Genomic DNA, 20,024 nt, shown 5'->3' with positions numbered 1-20,024 from the left:
CTGATGGTTTATTCGGCTTTCACCAAAGCCCGGTATGGTGCTGTCTGATTTTAATTGACCAAATAATAAATTCGACGAGGTAGATTGGAGGTTAGATTTGCTATAGGAAATAAAATCACTGTCGGTTTGTGCACTGCCATAACCTAATGTCTTAAAAAATGTCGCATAAACATTGTCTTTCAAACCGTCATAACTGGTGGTGGTTAAAATCGCTTTATACTCGCTATCAATCGATAATGGCTCACCATTATCCGTATCGCCATTCCATAATACCGCTTCATAAGGGCTGATATCACTAAAACGGAAAGTCTTTAAGGGATATTGGTTATCTAAATCAGATTGTCGGTAAATGGTGATTTGGTATTCCGCAATTTTGGTTGGATAGTTGGTATAAACATAAAGCCCCATTGGTGTTGTAAATAATCCTTGTGAAGTTAACTTCACTTTAGGATTATAGATACTTAAATTAAGCTTTTCTTCTGCATTAAACTCATCCCGGATAATGTTCAATTTGGGCACGTTATCCGTACCGGCATAAACACCATTTGAGCCGAGTAAAAAAGCAACACTTATCCCCAAACAAAGCGGATGTCGGGTCCAGTTATGTTTTTTCATCTAATTTATTTCCTTTCTTTTAATAGCTATTATTTTTATTTATTGTTAGTTCAGTTAAATGTCTTTTATTAACATCTATACCGATTATCGTTTTAAGTTAACATTTAATTAATAATTAATGATTTAAATAACATTTTAGTTTGAGACTTTTTGAGCTGACATAACATATTGATCGAATAAAACGATCAATAAATAATAAATTTTTGTCTTAAACTATCAAGATATCATCAAGTTAATATCTTTATGTGTATTTTTTATACGCTCTATCTTTTCGTTGAAATAAATTAGTTAGCAAATTGCTATCTTGCACAACACATTGACCTAAAATCTGAAAGGATGCCGCATTAACACTGTTTTTGAAAAGTCCGTATTGAGCAGCCGAGATTACACTGTATTTATTGTCTATTGATAATAGTTCTTTTATAACAGTAACAGTCTTTTCAAATAGCGCTGTAACAAAATGGCTATGACTGAAAAACAATGTTTCTAATTGACGGTGATTATCTAAATTAGGTTGCTGATATATCTCATTGTGAGATCCGACATTTTTAATCGGATAATTTGTATCTTTATAAAATCCCAAAGAAGCAAGAAATAACTTTTGTAAGGAGAGTCCAGAATGGTAGATGCCTGAATTCAATTTTTCTGTTGTATTTAATTCATCATCAATAGCTCTAAGCATGATTAAATTAGTCATTGTTTTAGCGAAAGCAAAAATTGATCCAAGAAAAATCAACAAACCTATTACCAGATCAGAAAAAATACGGAACCGTTTACATTTATTCATGAATTAGAATTTCCTTTCATTTTATTGCAACTCTGTTATTAAATTTAGGTTGATGACCTTAAACGATATAAAGAAAAGATAAAATTTACTAAAAATTTAATAGCTAAAACTTTACTATTATTTTCACTTATTCTAAGTTTAGGTTGAAACCGCATCAACTCCTTATTTGCTAAGAGTTGTAAGCGGTTAAACAGCAAATAAAACAGATTATTATCAATTTCAATTACCTTCACGGTAAGCTTTTTTTAAGAAGTGAAATTTAAAATTAACAAATCGGGATTAATTAAATAACTATTGTTTCTTTAATAAAGACCATCATAATATAAATAAATCAATATAATATGATGGCACGACTATTTTATATCCTACCTATTGTCTAATATACTACTGACTTTTATAAGATAGTTGCGAGACTCTTGTGAAACATGGGAAGTAACCAATTTTCGATATACTTGCTGTGGGGTCATAGAATTGATAATGTTAATCGCTTCGTTACGATCATTAGAGAAGGTACGAAGTACACTACCTGCACCACCATTATAAGATGTTATCATTGCGTATCTCAAAGAAATAGGATTATTAATCCCAGCTAGATATTTTGTTTTTAATAGTGATAAATAAGCGGTACCCATATCAACATTATTTTTAGGATCGAGTAAAAATTGCCTGCTAGGTTCCCCTGATTTTCCCCTTAATGAAAAAATATCGCGTCCAGCAGTATGTTGTTGAACTTGCATTAATCCAAGTGCATCACTACGGCTCACAGCATAGGGGTTAAATGCCGATTCAACTTCCATAATCGCTAAAATTAATCGTTCATCTATAAGGTAACGATTTGATGCTTCAATCACTAACGGTAAAAATTTTCTGGCGCGCTGATTGATATGATTAGGAACAAGTTTAATTTCAACATAAGTAATTTGATGAGAACCCGATGTGCGAACTTGCATATTATGAGCAAGAACATAGTCAGCAAAGTTATTGGCTCTACCACTCCAACGAATAGGTTGCATTTCTTGGTCAAGCACCTGATTATACAAAAAAGGCTCTTGTGACTGATCCTGCCCCATTTTACCATGACGAATAATATCATCTGGTTCTGGCATTAGTAGCGTTGAAACAATAGCATCTTTTAAACTGATTATGGGCATATCAGACAATGTTTCTATCGTAATCACCCCAGAAACAAAGTTTATATGAACTCGCGTTTCTAAATTATCCTCATATTGAACATAATCTTTAGGTCCCGCAATAAGCACCTCTTTGGGCCCCCATATTTGTTCAATATTATTAGCATATTGGCTGATTAAAATATTAAATGCATTGGTATCTTTAACATAATAATCTTCATTATCGAAATTTGCATTTTTACTAGGACAACCCGCTAAAAAACTTGCAGTAACAAATAATGTAATAATTTTTATGTTATTTTTCATGTGATTTCTCAATTTTGTGGTTTATAGCCATCAATAATGATATCTTCACCATCAAATAAAAATTTAACCATTTCATCTTCAATTTTTTTTCGATGTTCAGGATTCATCATATTGAGTTTATTTTCGTTGATTAACATGGTTTGTTTTTTAAGCCATTCTTGCCAAGCTAGTTTTGAAATTTCGTTATATATACGCTTGCCAAGCTCTCCCGGATATAGCTGAAAATCCAAACCTTCCGATTCTTCTTGTAAATAATGGCAAAATATAATGCGGCTCATATTAATCTTTTTCCAAATACAATTAAAAATAGTGTCCAATTATAACTGAAAACATTTATGTAAAAGAAGAAAATTATTCGGTCGCTATCATACGCAAAACTTTCAAATTGAATTTTAATTCAAATAAAATGAATAATTATTTACTTTACTAAACCTCTATTTGGCATAAAATAGATTGCAACATGTCAATATAGGTAAGGATGTAACAATGCAACATAACGTTTCTCGAGAACTGTTTGATAAAGTCATTTTACCCGTTTATTCACCCGCACAATTTATCCCCGTTAAAGGTGAAGGTAGCCGGATTTGGGATCAAAATGGCGTAGAGTACATCGATTTTGCTGGTGGCATTGCAGTCAACGCTTTAGGGCATTGCCACCCAAGATTAATCAAAGCATTACAAGAACAAAGTCAAAAATTGTGGCATGTCAGCAATGTGTTTACTAATGAACCGGCATTAATGCTTGCTCAAAAACTGATTGACCATACTTTTGCTGATCGCGTATTTTTTGCCAATTCAGGGGCGGAAGCCAATGAAGCAGCGTTCAAACTTGCTCGCTATTATGCCACAAAAAAGTTTCATCCTTATAAAACTAAAATTATTTCTTTTTACCAATCTTTTCATGGACGCACTTTTTTCACGGTTTCTGTTGGAGGTCAAGCAAAATATTCCGATGGATTTGGCCCTAAGCCAGCTGATATCGTTCATGTTCCGTTTAATGATCTTAATGCGGTTAAAGCGGTCATGGATGATCATACTTGTGCGGTCGTCCTTGAACCGGTACAAGGGGAAGGCGGCTTAGCATCGGCTACACCTGAATTTTTGAATGGTGTTAGGTTGCTTTGTGATGAATATAATGCCTTGCTAATATTTGATGAAGTTCAATGTGGCATGGGACGAACAGGCAGTTTATACACCTATCAACAATACAATGTGATACCGGATATTTTAACCTCCGCTAAAGCATTGGGTGGCGGATTCCCGATTAGTGCAATGTTAACCACCGATCAAGTATCCTCTGTGATGCATGTTGGTGTACATGGTACCACTTATGGTGGTAATCCTCTTGCTTGTGCAGTAGGCTGTGAAGCGTTTGATATTATCAATTCACCAGACGTGCTTTCAGGGATCGAAAAGCGTCGAGCAATATTTATTGCTAAACTGGAAGAAATTAATGACAAATTCAATGTGTTTAGAGAATATCGAGGAAAAGGGTTACTTATTGGCGCTGAATTACAACCTGAGTTTCATGACAAAGCTCGCGATTTTTTGAACGTCGCAACAGAATATAAAGTAATGATTTTAAATGCCGGTTCAAATGTATTACGTTTTACACCTTCACTGATTATATCAGAAGATGAAATCCAAGAAGGGATGAACCGATTTGCAAAAGCCGTTGAAAAAGTTGTCAATGCTTAAGTTTTTCTATACAGTAACAGCATTTTAATCGATTAAATGCTGTCTACGCATTTATAGGATACTTATTTATGTACGATATTCGACCATTAAATTATGCAAAAACTAAATTTATATTAAGTGCACCAGATATTTCACATTTGCCCTTTGACGGTGGTGTAGAAGTCGCATTTGCCGGTCGCTCAAATGCAGGAAAATCGAGTGCGCTTAATACGCTGACTAACCAAAAAGGGTTGGCCAGAACCAGTAAAACACCGGGGCGGACTCAGCTTATTAATCTTTTTGAAGTCGAGCCTAATTGTCGGTTGGTTGACTTGCCAGGATATGGTTATGCGCAAGTGCCAGAAACAATCAAGCGAAAATGGCAGAAGTCATTAGGGGAATACCTACAAAAACGTGAAAGCCTTAAAGGTTTAGTGATATTAATGGATATAAGACATCCTTTAAAAGATTTAGATCAACAGATGATTGAATGGGCGGTATCGGTGAACATTCCCGTCATGTTGTTATTGACCAAAGCAGATAAGCTGGCGTCTGGAGCGCTCAAAAAACAAGTAAATATGGTCAAAGAAGCCATCTTACCTTTTCAAGGTGATATTACAGTATCCCCTTTCTCATCACCAAAACGTATTGGTCTTGAACCATTAAAATGGCAATTAAACGAATGGTTTAACCAACAATAAAAGAGAAAATTAATGCATCATCCTGCTTTTTCATTCCAAGCGCTATCCCCTGAATTTATTCTTGATTGTTTATTGTCTATCGGGATACGTGTTGATTCGGGTTTAATAGCATTAAATAGCTATGAAAATCGTGTCTACCAATTTATGGATGAAGAGCGAATACGTTATGTTGCTAAGTTTTACCGTCCACATCGCTGGAATCGAGAGCAAATTCTTGAGGAGCATCAATTTACCCAAGCATTATTTGATGCTGAAATCCCTGTTGTTACGCCTATAATAGTCAATAACAACACTCTGCATGAATATCAAGGTTATTTGTTCTCGCTTTTTCCAAGTATAGGCGGCAGACAATATGAATCTGATAACATTGAACAAATGGAGTCAGTCTCACTGTTATTAGGACGAATGCATCAAATTGGCGCTCAAAAAAACTTTATACACCGACCGACAATCGGTCTTGAAGAGTACCTTTATCAGCCTCAAGAGGTACTTTTATCTTGTCAGTTTATTCCTAAAAATATTCATTCAGCGCTTAGAACAAACCTGACACACCTAATTAAAGCCGTTGAACAACATTGGCATAATGATTGGCAATGCATCCGTTTACATGGTGATTGTCATATTGGTAATATATTATGGCGAGACCAAGCCATACTTGTCGATTTTGATGATGCACGTAATGGCCCTGCAATTCAAGATTTATGGATGTTACTGAATGGTAATCGGCAAGAACAACGTCTACAACTTGATGCGTTAATAGAAATGTATCAAGAGTTTAACGATTTTGATAGTCAACAAATTAAATTAATTGAGCCATTAAGAGCAATGAGAATGGTTCATTATCTGGCTTGGATTATTACACGTTGGCAAGACCCAGCTTTTACTGCTGCTTTTCCTTGGATCACAGATGTTGATTTTTGGTATCAACAACTCAAGGAATTTGAACAGCAAACTAAAGCAATTTACTCACCACCTTTAGCATTGATGTCGGCATTTTGAATTATAAACTCATCTAAAAATAAATTAGTTAGCAATGAATCTTGCCAATAATTCTGTTAAGTTAGGAGATTGTGCAATAAGTTTTTCTTTATGAGTCTTAGAAAGTTGTTTGATACGATACTCAAGCTTTAAAGCTGTGGATTTATCCCCAACATAAACTTGATAGACAAGCGTAAGATCTTGATGACCTTTCAAATATTTAGCTCCTTGACCAGTTTGATGTTGATGTAAACGTCGACTTATATCTGTAGTAATACCGGTATAGAATGTTTGATTAGCCGTTTTAATAATATAGAGAAACCAAACTGATGACTTATTTAGCATAGTAAACAATAGCAGTTAACGTATTTATCAATAATTTTCAATTATAAGAAAACATTTTAATCAGCGCAAAATTTTGATGATTATAATTAGGTTATGTAAACGTTATAATTATCATCGTTTCATTTACTTTAAGATAGATAGTGTTTAAGATAAACCAATTGTGTTGTTGTATGTTGGAGCCAAGTAATTTGAATAACTTTGCAAATATAATTGAAACTGAACGTGGTGATATGAAGTTCGCTTACGTCCAAAATGATGAAATTGACTATCTTGAACTGTTTGATCACTTTCTGGCAGAGGAAGGTCACCATGAATTACTGGATCCTAGTGATCGTATTGAAAGATATACTTATTTAATTAATCATAATCAAAGCAAATTTATTTTTAAAATTGATGGTGGCGTTGAAAATCGTTTGGAACGTCGACTGATTGCCAAAATAACCGGTGATTTTTATTTCAATTTAATCCACAAATTAGCTAAAATTTCGCAGGATAAATGCGACATAGCTTATGAGCTTTATTTAGTCGCATTCGATAAAAAAACTAAACGCCACTATATGATTTTTAATTTTATCGAAGGTCGTTCATTAACAAGGGACGAAATGAAATTACATGGCGAACAAGTCAAAAATTGTATCGAAAAACTTCATCATTATAATTTAGTCTCTAACGATGTGCATGGCGGTAATTTTATTTTAACGCCAGATGGCAAAATTAAAGCCATCGACTTAACAAATTCAGGGTTTATTTGGCTAACCAAAGCTAACGATGCCATAGAACTGCAAGAACGATTTAATATTAAGATTAAAGTTCCGGCTATGGCTATGGCAATTAAAAAATTCACCCATGGATTTAAACGATTATCACGAAAAATTCGTGGTAAAAAGGTTTAATATTATCTTAATGATGTGAGGTAATTATTTACCTCAATCGCATAACGTCTAAAATTGTTATTGATTTCCACATTTTTAACATTGGTTCTTTTCATTCAATTTTAAATATCAATTTATGGTTAATGTTTATCAATATGAGTAAACTAATCAATAAACCATTTAACACCTATGAGGAGCTAGCCATGAAAGCGTTTATAATTTTATTCACTCTTGTTGCTGTGCTAACGGGCTGTACATCGCCCAAAATGGCGTCGATTTATCAAACCCAAGGCGTCGAAATATCACAAAACGCATCGGGCGATGATATTCTCAATAAATATAGCAAAACAATACCAACCCAAAATCTTCATTCTTCCTTGTCGTTGTGTATTGCACAAGAACTCAATAATGGACCAGTTGTGCTAACAAACGAAAGTTATTTTGGATCACCTTGGTGGTATTCATACAACATCCCTAATCAACAATCGATCACAATAAATGGGGGGCAAACGATTAAGCTAGTTGAAGGAAATCATGTTGTTGCCAATGCCATAACCGACTATCATTATAACGCTAAATATTTTGTCAGTTATACTTTAACGGCTACTCACCATCAAAACAATATTCATTATCTATTTAGCAACATTAAACAGGCTCAACAATATACGGGTTCGACAGTAAATGATGGTTTTGAAAACATTAAAACTTTACAACGATCACATCCTGACTTAGTTATCGATGCACTAAATAAAGAAATCAATAAGATCCAATCATGTTTATTAAAATAATAACACGTTTTATTTGAATTAAATTTTTCTGAACTTATTAAGTATTAAACCAAAATCACCGTATTTAATATTTTAGTGTCATTGAACAGAAATCATTAATATACGGTTTGAAATACTGGTTTTAGATCAGGACATAATTTAAAGCGAATATTTTAACAAGCACAATTAAGATGCAAAAAACCAAAACAGTGACAAAATACGATAACCCAATCGCTTCATACTATTTATACTTTTTATACTTTTTCTGTTTAATTAAATTTTTTTAAGTTTTGTTATTAATTTTTATAATCGGCAATGATAATCTTATTTAAATTACAATCCACGTCATTTATTTACAATTTTCAACAATTTTTTATGTTTTAATTTGAAATATATCAAATTAAATTAGCTACATAAGTAATCTGTATCAATTATTTCTTTTAGTCATTTACTGCTTGGATATCTTTGTTAAAATAATAGTTATAAATGATGATTTCCTTTTTTATAAAACGATAATTATGCTATTACTTGAAATAAACGTTTTTAAACGGTGCTATTCCTTTAAAGTATCGACTTCAAAAACAAGTTGTTTATTTTCAGTATGCTAGATTAACAATTTGAAAAAGATTTTTTAACTATCTGTAAATGTTTTTTTTTAGTAAGATATTTTTTATTAGATGCGCTAAATTATTTTAGTCATATATTGCGTATGTTTTTTAAACAGAGCAAAAGATCATAATGGAGAGCATGAGGTTAGCCTATGCGTGATAATGAACCACAAATACTTTCGTCAATTTTGACGCAAGATTCTTCTTTATTGCATATTCAAGAAAGAATATATGCGTTAAAGAAATTAGCTAATGTTGTATTTGATCTATTGCCTCCTCCGTTAAATGTTCAATGTCGGGTATCTAATTTTAGGCAAGGTATTCTCATTCTTGAAGTCAGTTCAGCGAGTTGGCTTACTCGGCTAAAATATGAACAAAGCAATTTATTAACCGGTATTCGCAAAAACCTATTGCCATCTTTAGCATCAATTCAATATCGTATTAATCCTGATATTGCTGCACCTTCATCCCAAAGGGTTAATCATTCGTCAAATGATGCTACAATGAACAGTACCATGACACAAATTAGTGCAACTTATTTATATGCATTAGCAGAAAATGCACCAAATAAACTAAAAAAACAATTGATTAAACTTGCTAACCATGCAAAATGATAACTAGCAAGTTTATATTAATTTTATATAATCAGACTATATAAAGTACAAGGAGTAATTTATGGAAAAAGACATCATCATTTATATTTTAATTGGATTAGTGATAGGCTTGATTGTTGGCGCTATTTTAATGAATGTGGTTAGTCCTAAAGCTCGTCAATATGCAAATACCAAACGAGAGCTTGATAAAGCACAAGAAGAGTTGAAAACTCAAAAACAAATGATTGCTCAACATTTTTCCCACAGTGCTGAAATCTTAGATAATATGGCTAAAGAGTTTAGACGTCTTTATCAACATATGGCAGAAAATTCGCAACAGATTATTGGTAGCGAAAATATGCCTAATCTTAGTCTTGATGAAAATACTTCTGACAGTAGCCCAAAATTAGTTTTAGAAAAGCAACCTAAAGATTATTCTGATAATCCTTCAAATTTATTTAAAACGGATGATCAACGGTCTTAATACGAATTCACTAGTAAACGCTAGTACAAGTTTCTATTATTTTTAAATTATTCGAAAAGCGAGAGTTGTAAAATGAACAATTCAGTAAAAAAACAAAAAAAACTATTAAGTGTTATTGCTTTAAGTATAAGTATAAGTTTATCGATGTTTTCAAATGCTTATGCTGCTTTTCCATCGATACCTACCGATAATAATACTGAAAAACCGAGTTTGGCTCCAATGCTAGAAACAGTATTACCGTCTGTTGTTAGCATTAAAGTTGAAGGTGTTGCTCAGATGCAAAATAACATGCCAGAGGAATTTAGACGTTTCTTTGGTTATCCTGACAGTCAATCGAGAGCGTTTACTGGTCAAGGTTCTGGTGTCATTATTGATGCTGAAAAAGGCTACGTAGTAACCAATAATCATGTTATTGAAAATGCAGATAAAATCATTATTTCTTTAAATGATGGTCATGAGTATCAAGCCAAATTAATTGGTAAAGATCAACAAAGTGATATTGCATTACTGCAAATTCAAGATGGTAAAAAATTAACCGCACTGAAACTCGCTGATTCGGATAAATTACGTGTTGGTGATTATGTTGTGGCAATTGGTAATCCTTTTGGAATTGGTCAAACGGTTACTTCGGGTATTATTTCCGCGCTTGCTCGTAGTGGACTTAGTATGAATGGTTTTGAGAATTTTATTCAAACAGATGCGTCAATTAATCGAGGCAATTCTGGTGGAGCCTTGGTCAATTTAAATGGTGAATTAGTTGGAATTAATACCGCCATTATTGCACCTAGTGGTGGAAATGTAGGTATCGGTTTTGCGATTCCAAGTAATATGGTGAAAAATTTAACTTCGCAATTAATTGAATTTGGCGAAGTCAAACGGGGTGTATTAGGTATAAAAGGGAATGAATTAACTTCTGATATTGCAAAGGCGTTTGATCTCGAAATTCAAAAAGGCGCATTTGTTAGTGAAGTTATCGATGACTCGGCCGCAAAGGAAGCGGGTATTAAATCTGGCGATGTGATTGTGTCAATGGATGGAAAACCCGTTGATAGTTTTGCCGAATTACGAGCTAAAATTGCTACCGCTGGTGTTGGACGAACTGTTGAATTAGGTTTAATTCGTGACGGTAAAAATCTAACCGTTAGTGTAAAATTAAAAAATAGCGACGAATCGACGACCGAAGCAAAATCTTTACACGCTTCCCTTGACGGCGCTATATTAACTAATGGTGAAATTAAAGGACAAAAAGGTGTAATTATTGAAAGCATTGCTAAAAATTCACCTGCATCAAGTTTAAGCCTACAAGAAGGCGACCTTATCACGGGTGTAAATAAAACACGTGTCAACAATATTGCGGATCTTCGTAAAATTATTGACAGCAAACCATCTGCAATTGCGCTAAATATTGTTCGGGGTGATAGCCGTTTATATTTAATTTTACGCTAATTCCTGAATAAATTTTTCTTCGTCGATGCTTTTGTATCGACGAAAATCATTAATTTCAACATCTAGTCAGATGTGCTAAAATCTTCTTATCACCCTTTACAATCAAATCATTATGCTTAAGAAAATTTTATGGCCTATATTGATTGGTACTGTTTTAGCGATAGTGCTATTGATTATATTTCCAACCTTGCGCAATGGAACACAATCAAACTTTTCAAGATCAATCTTTGATAACGAACCCATAAGTTATTCTGATGCTGTCAAAATTGCTGCACCAGCGGTTGTGAATATCTACAGCCGTTCAGTGAATGCAATGTCTCAACAATCGACAGATAACCCAATTACACCACTAGGCTCTGGGGTAATTATGAGTAAGCAGGGTTACATTATTACCAATTATCATGTTGTTGATGGTGCAGAACAAATTATCGTTGCTTTACAAGACGGACGAATTTTTGAAGCGCTAACTGTTGGTTCTGATAAACTGGTTGATATTGCAGTTCTTAAAATTGAAGCTACCAATATACCAACAATTCACATCAATCCTAACCGAGAACCAAAGATTGGAGACGTTGTTTTAGCTATAGGTAATCCATATAATATTGGGCAAACCATTACGCAAGGTATTATCAGTGCAACAGGACGTGATGGTTTAAGTCCTTATCGTCGACAAAACTTTATTCAAACTGATGCATCAATTAACCATGGTAATTCTGGAGGGGCACTCGTCAATACTAAAGGTGAATTAGTCGGAATTAACACCCTAACCTTTGCTAAAAATTTAGGAAATGAAGTACCCGAAGGTATCGGTTTTGCCATTCCAACGGCCTTAGCGGTAAAGATAATGAATAAATTGATTCAAGATGGCAAAATAATTCGCGGTTATATTGGTATTGATGGATTAGAATTTACGCCTACTCGAAATCCAAGCGATATGCCGGTTGTTTTAGGTATTTTGGTTACTAATGCCGAAGGTCCCTCTTTACAAGCCGGAGTACAAACAGATGATATTTTAATTATGGTTGATAACAAGCCTGTAAAATCCATTATTCAAACAATGGATCAAATAGCCGAGTTGAAACCAGGCACAACCGTCCCCATAGTAGTATTGCGAAACGGTGAAAAGGTTGAGTTACAAGTAACTATTGGTCAGTTACCTGTTTAAACAAGGCTTTTATTGCTTGATTACCAGCAGTTTAAAGCGTATAATTCGCAACCTTAATCATGTTTTTTAACACTCGTATGGTGTATAGACTTTGCTTTCACAGCCGTTTATATAGCGATACGAACCAACTCTAGAGGCTTATTATGAAAGAAGGTATTCATCCAGAATATAAAGCAATTACAGCAACGTGTTCTTGCGGTAATGTTATCAAAACTCATTCAACTATTGGTCATGATATTCATCTTGACGTATGTGGTGAGTGTCACCCATTCTATACTGGTAAACAACGTGATGTTGCAACTGGTGGACGTGTAGATAAATTCAAACAACGTTTTTCAATGGTTGGCGGTAAAAAATAGTTTTTGTTGTAACGATTTTTTCGTTATTATCATATAAAAAAGGCGTTTTATGCGCCTTTTTTATATCCCTTCTCTAATGATACTGAACGATGATAACCATTTAATTTTTATTCATCAATCAGATCAGGATCAATACCTAAATCCCTCATCATTTTTTGAGCTTGCTGTGGAATACCATCTTCTCGATCCTTTTGTAAGTCTTCATCACATGGTAAAGGCTGCCCTGTATAAGCATGCAAAAAAGCTTCACAAAGAAGTTCACTATTGGTTGCATGACGCAAATTATTCACTTGTCGACGAGTACGTTCATCAGTCAATATCTTTAAGACTTTTAACGGAATTGAAACAGTAATTTTTTTTACTTGCTCACTTTTTTTACCGTGCTCTGCATAAGGGCTGATATAGTCGCCATTCCATTTCATCATTTTTCCACCAAATTACATCACAAATAATGTGGATAATTTTAACGTTTTTTTTGTTTTACTGCAATCTACACACCAAGATACTTAGACGTCTAGACATGTTGACGCCTTTATTAATTGTGTTATTCTTATACAACTGATATCTAAGAATAAATCAAGAGGTCTAGGAAGGTTATTATGGCTAATCAATCTAACAATCAAAGCCAATGTGCTAATTTAAATCAAGGGACGATTGCTGTCCGGGGTGGTCTAAATACCGATGATCAATACGGTAGTGTCGTTCCAGTGATTACACCTTCAACATGTTACCGCTATGAAGAGTTTGCAAACCCCAGAAAATTTGATTATGGTCGAAAATCAAATCCTAGCCGACGATTAGTTGAACAAACCGTCGCAAAATTGGAAGGTGGAGCCGATGCTATATTAACGAATTGTGGAATGTCAGCCATTCATTTAGTTAGCATTGCATTATTATCCCCTAATGATTTAGTGGTTGCGCCTCATGATTGCTATGGTGGCAGTTATCGGTTATTTAACAGCTTAAGTGAACGAGGTCATTTTAAAGCACAATTTGTTGATCAGTCCGATCCCGTTGCATTGAAAGAAGCGTTAAATCTACGTCCTAAATTAGTTTTGATTGAATCACCAAGTAATCCTCTTTTGCGTGTTGTCGATATTCAAGCGATCACTCAACAAGCGCATGAAGTGGGTGCAATTGTATTAGTGGATAATACTTTTATGACACCTATTCTACAAAAGCCATTAGAACTTGGAGCCGATATTGTCACCCATTCTTGTACCAAATTTTTAAATGGTCATTCCGATTTATTGGCTGGTATTTTAGTCTTCAAAGATCAAAAATTAGCAACAGATGTCTTATGGTGGGCAAATAATATTGGTACATTAACGTCATCATTTGATAGCTACTTATTATTGCGTGGATTACGTACTTTAGCTGCTCGTGTCAAACTACAACAAGACAATGCTAAACAGGTAGTTGAGTTTTTAGTGAATCATCCTAAAATTGCTAAAGTTTTCCATCCATCTTTGCCGTCCAATCTTGGTCACGATATTGCTAAAAAACAGCAAAAAGGATTTGGCTCTCTTTTAAGTTTTGAATTGGCCGGCAATGCTGATGTTATGCCTAAATTTTTAAAAGTGCTGAATATATTTACCTTGGCACAATCATTAGGTGGAGTTGAAAGCTTAGTCTGTCACCCTGCAACGATGACCCATTCAGGAATTAGTGCCGAAGCTCGTAAGACGGCTGGCATTTCCGATCAACTATTACGCATTTCAGTTGGATTAGAAGATATCGATGATTTAATCGGTGATTTAAAACAAGCATTAGCGGCTATTTAGCTTTAATTATTCAATTAAATTATGGGTTGATGATTTCCACTATTATAATCTTTTTCATCAATCCTTTTAAGATTTAATTAATTGATTTTGATAATGAATTTTAAATCTTATTTGCCGTAATGGATAATTTTATTTTGAATTGCGGTAAATATCTCATCAAGTGAGTGTCGTTTGGCTCGTCCGCAAATTTTGGCTACTTCATCACACACTAGACATTGCCTTGGATGTTGTTCAAATTGAGCTCGAGAAAGGCTCTGTTGGGTAGAGGGATCAATGACATCAATATCCCATAATCGTCCTAAAGGATGATTATCTTCAATATCAATACAAAATTGTTTTAACTTTTCTGTTTGACAAGCTAACGAAATAATCGCTTCAAACCCTGTGATTTGATGATAATGCTGTTCATTCACGATAGTGATATTGTTTGTACTGAAACAGTGATGTAATGCTTGGATCGCTTGCTTAAATAGATAGTGTGCTCCACTACTATTTTTAATAGCCCCTGGAATAACCAAACAAAGTGAGATGATTGGTTGTTGATAGTGTGTGATTGCAAAAAGTTGATTGGCAACTCGTTTTTCTTTCGCAAGTAACATCTGTTCAAGCGTGATTGGTGTACCATCATCAAATTTTACTATCATTGTGGTCTTGTCTGCTATTTAGATAAAAGAAGGCAATAGCATGTCATCATGTCATGCTATTGCAAGTTAGTTAGTCTTTAACTTCGCGTACTACATCAATCACCGAACCATCTCGGTAATGAACAATACCAACAATTTTATCCTTAAATTCAATTGGTTTTGGTTCACCAGTCAATGACACCGCACGTTGGTAAAGCTCTTCAATGCTCATTACCGGTAAGTTTGCTGCTTTTAAACGTTCAGCGATTTCTGGACGATTAGGGTTAACAGCAATACCATGGTCAGTTACAAGCACATCAACGCTCTCACCTGGTGTTACAACGGTTGTCACTTTCTTAATCACAGTTGGAATACGGCTACGAATTAATGGCGCAACAATAATGGTTAAGTTTGCACCGGCCGCGGTATCACAGTGACCACCAGACGCACCCCGCATAACACCATCCGATCCTGTTAATACATTAACGTTATAATCAAGATCGATTTCTAATGCACTAAGGATAACAATATCTAACTCATCCACACTCGCCCCTTTCGATGCAGGGTTTGCATAGACATTGGTTGAAACTTCGATATGATCTCGGTTTTTACCTAAAGATTGTCCTGCGGTACCATCAAAACTTTGCGTATCAAGTAAACGTTTAACTAACCCTTTTTCATGTAAATCAACAATACTTGCTGTAATACCACCTAATGCAAATGAAGCAGTAATATTTTTAGCTCGCATACGATTTTCTAAGAATCGGGTGGCTGCCGTTGAAGACGCACCTGAACCGGTTTGAATTGAGAAACCGTCTTTAAAATAGCCAGAATACTCGATGACATCCGCAGCATAGCGAGCAATCATTAGCTCACGCGGATTGCTGGTAATTCGCGCTGCACCGACACTGATTTTAGTCGGGTCACCAACTTCATCGACTTTAACAATATAATCGACTTGATCCTGACGAATACTTGCCGGATGATTTGGATAACCAACGATATCTTCAGTCAACAAGACTACTTTTTTCGCAAATTGCGCATCAACCATCGCATAACCCAATGCACCACATTGAGATTTACCCGATACACCATTGGCATTACCTTGCTCATCCGCTGTTGAAACAGCTAAAAATGCGATATCAATGTTAATTTCACCACTTTGAATAAGTTTTACTCGTCCACCGTGAGAGTGAATATGAACAGGATTATCCATTAATCCATGTGAAATAGCATCAGCCAATTTACCTCGTAAACCAGAGGTATAAATTTTGGTAATCACACCTGCTTCAATATGTGGAATCAAGGCAGAGTTACAACTTAACAATGAGCTTGATGCTAACGTTAAGTTTTTAATACCAAGTCTGCTGATCGTTTCAACAACTTTGTTAATGACCTTATCACCTTCACGAAAAGCATGGTGGAAAGAGATCGTCATTCCATCACGTAATTCACATTTATGAATTGCTTGTTCGATAGAATCACATAATTTACGTGTGTATTTTGACTCATCTTTTAAATAAGGCGTTGTTGCATTAGCATCAACAAACGGTGCAATATTTTTTAGATCGGGATGCTGTTTTAGCAAATCATCAATTTTTTTGTCTATAGAAGTCGTCATTTTTTAATCCTATCAAATTTCTTTACGTACACCAGAATATTTGGCTAGCTCAATAATTTTTTGAGCACGTGCAATAATCGGTGCATCAATCATTTTGCCATTTAATGAAACCACACCAAGCCCTTTTCTTTCACCTTCTTCAGCAGCTTCAACCACTTTTTGTGCGTTTTCGACTTCTGCAGCTGTTGGCGCATAAGCATTATGTAGTAATTCAATTTGTCTTGGATTAATCAGTGATTTACCGTTATAACCTAATTTTTTGATTAAGCTAACTTCTTTCAAGAAGCCTTCATCATCATTAACGTTAGAATAAACCACGTCAAATGCATCAATACCCGCCACTCGCGCTGCATGTAAAACAGCACAACGTGCATAAAATAGTTCGGTACCGTCTCCACGCTCAGTTTGCATATCAACTAAATAATCGAACGCAGCTAACGCTATACCAATTAAACGTGGTGAAGATTTTGCGATTGAAACAGCATTTACTACACCTAACGCAGATTCAATAGCTGCCATTAATTTAGTACTACCAACCTCACGACCACACTCTTTTTCAATTCGTTCAACATGAGCTTCAAGTTCATGGATATCTTCAGCACTATTTGTCATCGGTAGACGTACAACGTCAACACCTGCTCTCACAACAGCTTCAAGATCTTTTAATCCAAATGGAGTATTGAGCGCATTGATTCGAACAACAGTTTCAATTCCATGTTCTTTATAAACCGGAAGACGTAATGTTTGTGCAACCAATAAACGAGCAGAATCTTTTTCTTTTAATGATACTGCATCTTCAAGATCGAACATGATTGAATCAGGCTTATAGACAAACGAAGTGGATAACATCGCTGCATTCGCACCCGGCAGAAATAACATACTTCGACGCAATTTTTTCATAGTAATTTACTCCAATCTAAGTTCTCTTCTTCTGCGCCACGCAATACTGCACATTGTACTCGAGCTTTAATCGCACAATCTAAAGCGCCTTTATCATCAATAATAATTAAACCGTCAGTCACATTAAGACTTGTTAAGGTTTGCTCAACAACGGCGCGTATTTGATCGCCAAATTGCTTATTAACATCACTATTAATAACAATTTCAATTCCTGTATTAGGAGTGACTTTCACTAACAAATCGCTTGATTCGAGAGTGCCAGCCATGGCTTCTTTCTTGATTTTCATTTAGTTACCTTTTGAACGAATTAAATTTTTGACTGAATCTAAATTAGCCTCTAGATAGTTCCATGTTGTTTCAGGAACTAATCGTTTTACCTCTTCATATTGCTCATCAGCCAGTAATTTTCTAACCAACGAAGCGGATATGATATCTTCCCCTTCAAGAATACGTTGAATTTCAACTAACGTCACAACCGGGAAAGGACTAACGTCTTTATCCTGTAACCAATAACGCATTGAAGTGTTATAAGCATTAGTTATTTGACTGTAGGGCTCGGTTCCAACAAAACGATAGGTAATATTCAGTGCTGGGGCAATATAATTACGGAAAATTAATAAATCGATCCCCATGTAAGCGTAATCAATTTTATCATTATCCTTTAAAAAATAAGTAGGAAATGTTGCTCTAGATATAATATAGGCGGAACTGGCATGTACCGTGACATTTTTTAAGTGTTTCGATCCCTCTTTCACTAGTTGTAAACGTACATCAAATGGGAACAGTGAAACATTTTCATTGACGACAAAAACATGAAGCCAATCACATTGACTGGCAGCATACTGTAAAAGATGTTGGTGACCTTTTGTAAATGGATTAGCATTCATCACTACACTGCCAATCTTGTTCCCTTCTTTACGGTGTTCACTTAAATATTTACAGTATTGCTTAATTCCAACGGGGGTATTTTCCATCAATACGACAAGATTATTTACCTCGACGATAGGATAAAATCCACACCCTTTGAAAAAGTCGATATTTTCAGGTTTAGTATATAAAAAGAGATGAAAATGCCCCTGCTCATTAGCATATTTGATAACATTATCCAACAAAGTCAAATTAAGCTGATTTCCACGATAATCGGGGTCAATCGCAACACATTTAATAATATTGTCATCAATGCCTGCACAAGCTACCATTTTACCGTCCATGTAAGCAACGATAAATATATGGACTTGAGGGTCTAAGTTTAGATCCGATAGCGTTAACAAACGAATAATTTGTTCTCGTTCAGTTAATGATTTTGAGATATCTACCACTGAAAAATCGACTAAACTATACATAATATCACCTATTTTTCTGCTACCACATAGTTCGTTAAACGACCAATTCCAGAGATTTCAACTTCAATTTTGTCACCATCTTTCATAAATACTGGAGGATTGCGTTTTTTACCTACACCACCCGGTGAACCAGTAAGAATAACATCGCCAGGAGATAAACGGGTAAAAGTACTGATATAAGAAATAAGTTCAGGCACAGTATGAACTAAGTTTTTGACATAATCGTGTTGCATTTCCTGACCGTTTAAATAGGTCGTTAAAGATAATACGGTAGGATCAGGAATCTCATCAGTCGTGGTTAAACAAGGGCCAAATGCACCTGTACTTGGCCAGTTTTTACCTGCCGTAAACCAAGTATATTGCCAATCGCGGATTGAACCGTCCATATAACAGCTGTAACCTGCTACATGTGATAATGCATCTTCTTGCTTAATACGAAAACCACCTTTACCAATGATAATGGCAAGTTCACCTTCATAATCTAGTTCATTGGTAATAGCTGGTTTGAGAATATTTGTTTTATGCCCTGTTTGTGAATCAGGGAAACGAACAAATAATGTTGGTGCTGAACTGGTTTCATTAAATTCTGCTCTTTTTTCAGCATAGTTCATGCCAACACATAAAATTTTATTTGGATTCGGTATAACCGGTAAATAAGTGATATCTTGCTCATTAATGTCACTTGGAGCATTAACAGAGGTTTTCGCTAGCGACAAGCCTTCTTCATCAGCAAGTAATGATTTCAAATCAGCATATTTATCACCAAATTTTTGTTTTAAATCAACAATACCATGATTAGTGAGAAGACCAAAACTTGCTCTACCAGAGACAAGATAACTGACAAGCTTCATGAGTACTCCTTAAAAGCTGTTTGTATTAATTATTACTATAAAATAAAAACAAACAACCCTAGTCTAGGC

23 protein-coding genes are annotated in these 20,024 nt (G+C 34.9%); 11 read left to right on the top strand and 12 right to left on the bottom strand.

Annotated features, from left to right (window positions below; genetic code table 11):
- The 4 genes from ACGH4F_RS05935 to ACGH4F_RS05920 all read right to left on the bottom strand — a co-directional run.
- On the bottom strand, nucleotides 1-615 hold a 615-nt coding region (locus tag ACGH4F_RS05935), incomplete at its 3' end, for a hypothetical protein (RefSeq protein ID WP_411590421.1).
- Nucleotides 616-856: 241 nt separating this feature from the next.
- Complete coding sequence (locus ACGH4F_RS05930) at nucleotides 857-1,402, bottom strand: hypothetical protein (protein ID WP_411590419.1); 546 nt, start codon at nucleotides 1,400-1,402, stop codon at nucleotides 857-859.
- A gap of 365 nt (nucleotides 1,403-1,767) precedes the next feature.
- Complete coding sequence (gene mltC / locus ACGH4F_RS05925; RefSeq protein ID WP_411590418.1) at nucleotides 1,768-2,838, bottom strand: membrane-bound lytic murein transglycosylase MltC; 1,071 nt, start codon at nucleotides 2,836-2,838, stop codon at nucleotides 1,768-1,770.
- 8 nt (nucleotides 2,839-2,846) lie between these two features.
- Nucleotides 2,847-3,116: an oxidative damage protection protein gene (locus tag ACGH4F_RS05920; RefSeq protein WP_065559651.1), complete on the bottom strand. Its 270-nt coding sequence runs from the start codon at nucleotides 3,114-3,116 to the stop codon at nucleotides 2,847-2,849.
- A 208-nt stretch (nucleotides 3,117-3,324) separates the two neighbouring features.
- Between ACGH4F_RS05920 and ACGH4F_RS05915 the strand changes: the two genes are divergently transcribed.
- The 3 genes from ACGH4F_RS05915 to ACGH4F_RS05905 all read left to right on the top strand — a co-directional run bounded on the left by ACGH4F_RS05915 (nucleotide 3,325) and on the right by ACGH4F_RS05905 (nucleotide 6,215).
- Nucleotides 3,325-4,536 carry an aspartate aminotransferase family protein gene (locus ACGH4F_RS05915; RefSeq protein WP_267379088.1) on the top strand — a complete coding sequence of 404 codons (1,212 nt, stop codon included), beginning with the start codon at nucleotides 3,325-3,327 and terminating at the stop codon, nucleotides 4,534-4,536.
- Nucleotides 4,537-4,604: 68 nt separating this feature from the next.
- Nucleotides 4,605-5,216 (top strand): ribosome biogenesis GTP-binding protein YihA/YsxC, encoded by a 612-nt coding sequence (gene yihA / locus ACGH4F_RS05910; protein WP_065559653.1) that lies wholly within the window; start codon nucleotides 4,605-4,607, stop codon nucleotides 5,214-5,216.
- A 12-nt stretch (nucleotides 5,217-5,228) separates the two neighbouring features.
- Entirely contained in the window at nucleotides 5,229-6,215 is a 987-nt protein-coding gene (locus ACGH4F_RS05905) for a serine/threonine protein kinase (protein ID WP_411590416.1), read from the top strand.
- 24 nt (nucleotides 6,216-6,239) lie between these two features.
- Here ACGH4F_RS05905 and ACGH4F_RS05900 read toward each other — a convergent pair whose 3' ends face one another.
- Nucleotides 6,240-6,539, bottom strand: coding sequence for a GIY-YIG nuclease family protein (locus ACGH4F_RS05900; RefSeq protein ID WP_267351934.1), 300 nt, complete (start codon nucleotides 6,537-6,539; stop codon nucleotides 6,240-6,242).
- A gap of 170 nt (nucleotides 6,540-6,709) precedes the next feature.
- Here ACGH4F_RS05900 and ACGH4F_RS05895 point away from each other — a divergent pair, with 170 nt between their 5' ends.
- The 7 genes from ACGH4F_RS05895 to rpmE all read left to right on the top strand — a co-directional run bounded on the left by ACGH4F_RS05895 (nucleotide 6,710) and on the right by rpmE (nucleotide 12,833).
- The gene (locus ACGH4F_RS05895) at nucleotides 6,710-7,432 is read left to right on the top strand and encodes a lipopolysaccharide core heptose(II) kinase RfaY (protein WP_411590415.1); all 723 of its coding nucleotides are present in this window, start codon (nucleotides 6,710-6,712) and stop codon (nucleotides 7,430-7,432) included.
- 182 nt (nucleotides 7,433-7,614) lie between these two features.
- On the top strand, nucleotides 7,615-8,199 hold the full coding sequence (locus ACGH4F_RS05890; protein ID WP_411590414.1) for a hypothetical protein: 585 nt from the start codon (nucleotides 7,615-7,617) through the stop codon (nucleotides 8,197-8,199).
- Between the two features lie 739 nt (nucleotides 8,200-8,938).
- Nucleotides 8,939-9,400: a DUF721 domain-containing protein gene (locus ACGH4F_RS05885; RefSeq protein ID WP_267351938.1), complete on the top strand. Its 462-nt coding sequence runs from the start codon at nucleotides 8,939-8,941 to the stop codon at nucleotides 9,398-9,400.
- Nucleotides 9,401-9,461: 61 nt separating this feature from the next.
- Nucleotides 9,462-9,863 (top strand): ZapG family protein, encoded by a 402-nt coding sequence (locus ACGH4F_RS05880; RefSeq protein WP_411590413.1) that lies wholly within the window; start codon nucleotides 9,462-9,464, stop codon nucleotides 9,861-9,863.
- A gap of 72 nt (nucleotides 9,864-9,935) precedes the next feature.
- A complete protein-coding gene (locus tag ACGH4F_RS05875) occupies nucleotides 9,936-11,309 on the top strand; it encodes a Do family serine endopeptidase (RefSeq protein WP_324101220.1) in 1,374 nt (457 codons plus the stop codon).
- 112 nt (nucleotides 11,310-11,421) lie between these two features.
- On the top strand, nucleotides 11,422-12,474 hold the full coding sequence (gene degS, locus ACGH4F_RS05870; RefSeq protein ID WP_267351941.1) for an outer membrane-stress sensor serine endopeptidase DegS: 1,053 nt from the start codon (nucleotides 11,422-11,424) through the stop codon (nucleotides 12,472-12,474).
- 143 nt (nucleotides 12,475-12,617) lie between these two features.
- The gene (gene rpmE, locus ACGH4F_RS05865; RefSeq protein WP_065559662.1) at nucleotides 12,618-12,833 is read left to right on the top strand and encodes a 50S ribosomal protein L31; all 216 of its coding nucleotides are present in this window, start codon (nucleotides 12,618-12,620) and stop codon (nucleotides 12,831-12,833) included.
- A 107-nt stretch (nucleotides 12,834-12,940) separates the two neighbouring features.
- Here the strand turns inward: rpmE and metJ are convergent, their stop codons facing one another.
- Nucleotides 12,941-13,258, bottom strand: a complete 318-nt coding sequence (gene metJ / locus ACGH4F_RS05860) for a met regulon transcriptional regulator MetJ (protein ID WP_065559663.1) — start codon at nucleotides 13,256-13,258, stop codon at nucleotides 12,941-12,943.
- Between the two features lie 174 nt (nucleotides 13,259-13,432).
- Between metJ and metB the strand changes: the two genes are divergently transcribed.
- A complete protein-coding gene (gene metB, locus ACGH4F_RS05855; protein WP_411590411.1) occupies nucleotides 13,433-14,617 on the top strand; it encodes a cystathionine gamma-synthase in 1,185 nt (394 codons plus the stop codon).
- Nucleotides 14,618-14,724: 107 nt separating this feature from the next.
- Here the strand turns inward: metB and citX are convergent, their stop codons facing one another.
- The 6 genes from citX to ACGH4F_RS05825 form a co-directional block, all read right to left on the bottom strand.
- Nucleotides 14,725-15,261, bottom strand: a complete 537-nt coding sequence (gene citX, locus ACGH4F_RS05850) for a citrate lyase holo-[acyl-carrier protein] synthase (protein ID WP_411590409.1) — start codon at nucleotides 15,259-15,261, stop codon at nucleotides 14,725-14,727.
- A gap of 70 nt (nucleotides 15,262-15,331) precedes the next feature.
- A complete protein-coding gene (citF, locus tag ACGH4F_RS05845; protein WP_267379073.1) occupies nucleotides 15,332-16,861 on the bottom strand; it encodes a citrate lyase subunit alpha in 1,530 nt (509 codons plus the stop codon).
- A gap of 12 nt (nucleotides 16,862-16,873) precedes the next feature.
- Entirely contained in the window at nucleotides 16,874-17,761 is an 888-nt protein-coding gene (citE, locus tag ACGH4F_RS05840) for a citrate (pro-3S)-lyase subunit beta (RefSeq protein WP_065559667.1), read from the bottom strand.
- Nucleotides 17,758-18,048 (bottom strand): citrate lyase acyl carrier protein, encoded by a 291-nt coding sequence (gene citD / locus ACGH4F_RS05835; RefSeq protein ID WP_065559668.1) that lies wholly within the window; start codon nucleotides 18,046-18,048, stop codon nucleotides 17,758-17,760. Before citD ends, citE begins: the two co-directional genes overlap by 4 nt.
- Nucleotides 18,049-19,104 carry a [citrate (pro-3S)-lyase] ligase gene (gene citC / locus ACGH4F_RS05830; RefSeq protein ID WP_220215745.1) on the bottom strand — a complete coding sequence of 352 codons (1,056 nt, stop codon included), beginning with the start codon at nucleotides 19,102-19,104 and terminating at the stop codon, nucleotides 18,049-18,051.
- Between the two features lie 8 nt (nucleotides 19,105-19,112).
- Entirely contained in the window at nucleotides 19,113-19,955 is an 843-nt protein-coding gene (locus ACGH4F_RS05825) for a fumarylacetoacetate hydrolase family protein (protein ID WP_411590405.1), read from the bottom strand.
- Between the last annotated feature and the right edge of the window lie 69 nt (nucleotides 19,956-20,024).

Origin of the sequence: Gilliamella sp. CG35, assembly GCF_046635745.1 — a bacterium.
Classification (GTDB): Bacteria; Pseudomonadota; Gammaproteobacteria; order Enterobacterales; family Orbaceae; genus Gilliamella; species Gilliamella apicola_I.
This window is presented reverse-complemented; position numbering and strand designations above follow the sequence as displayed.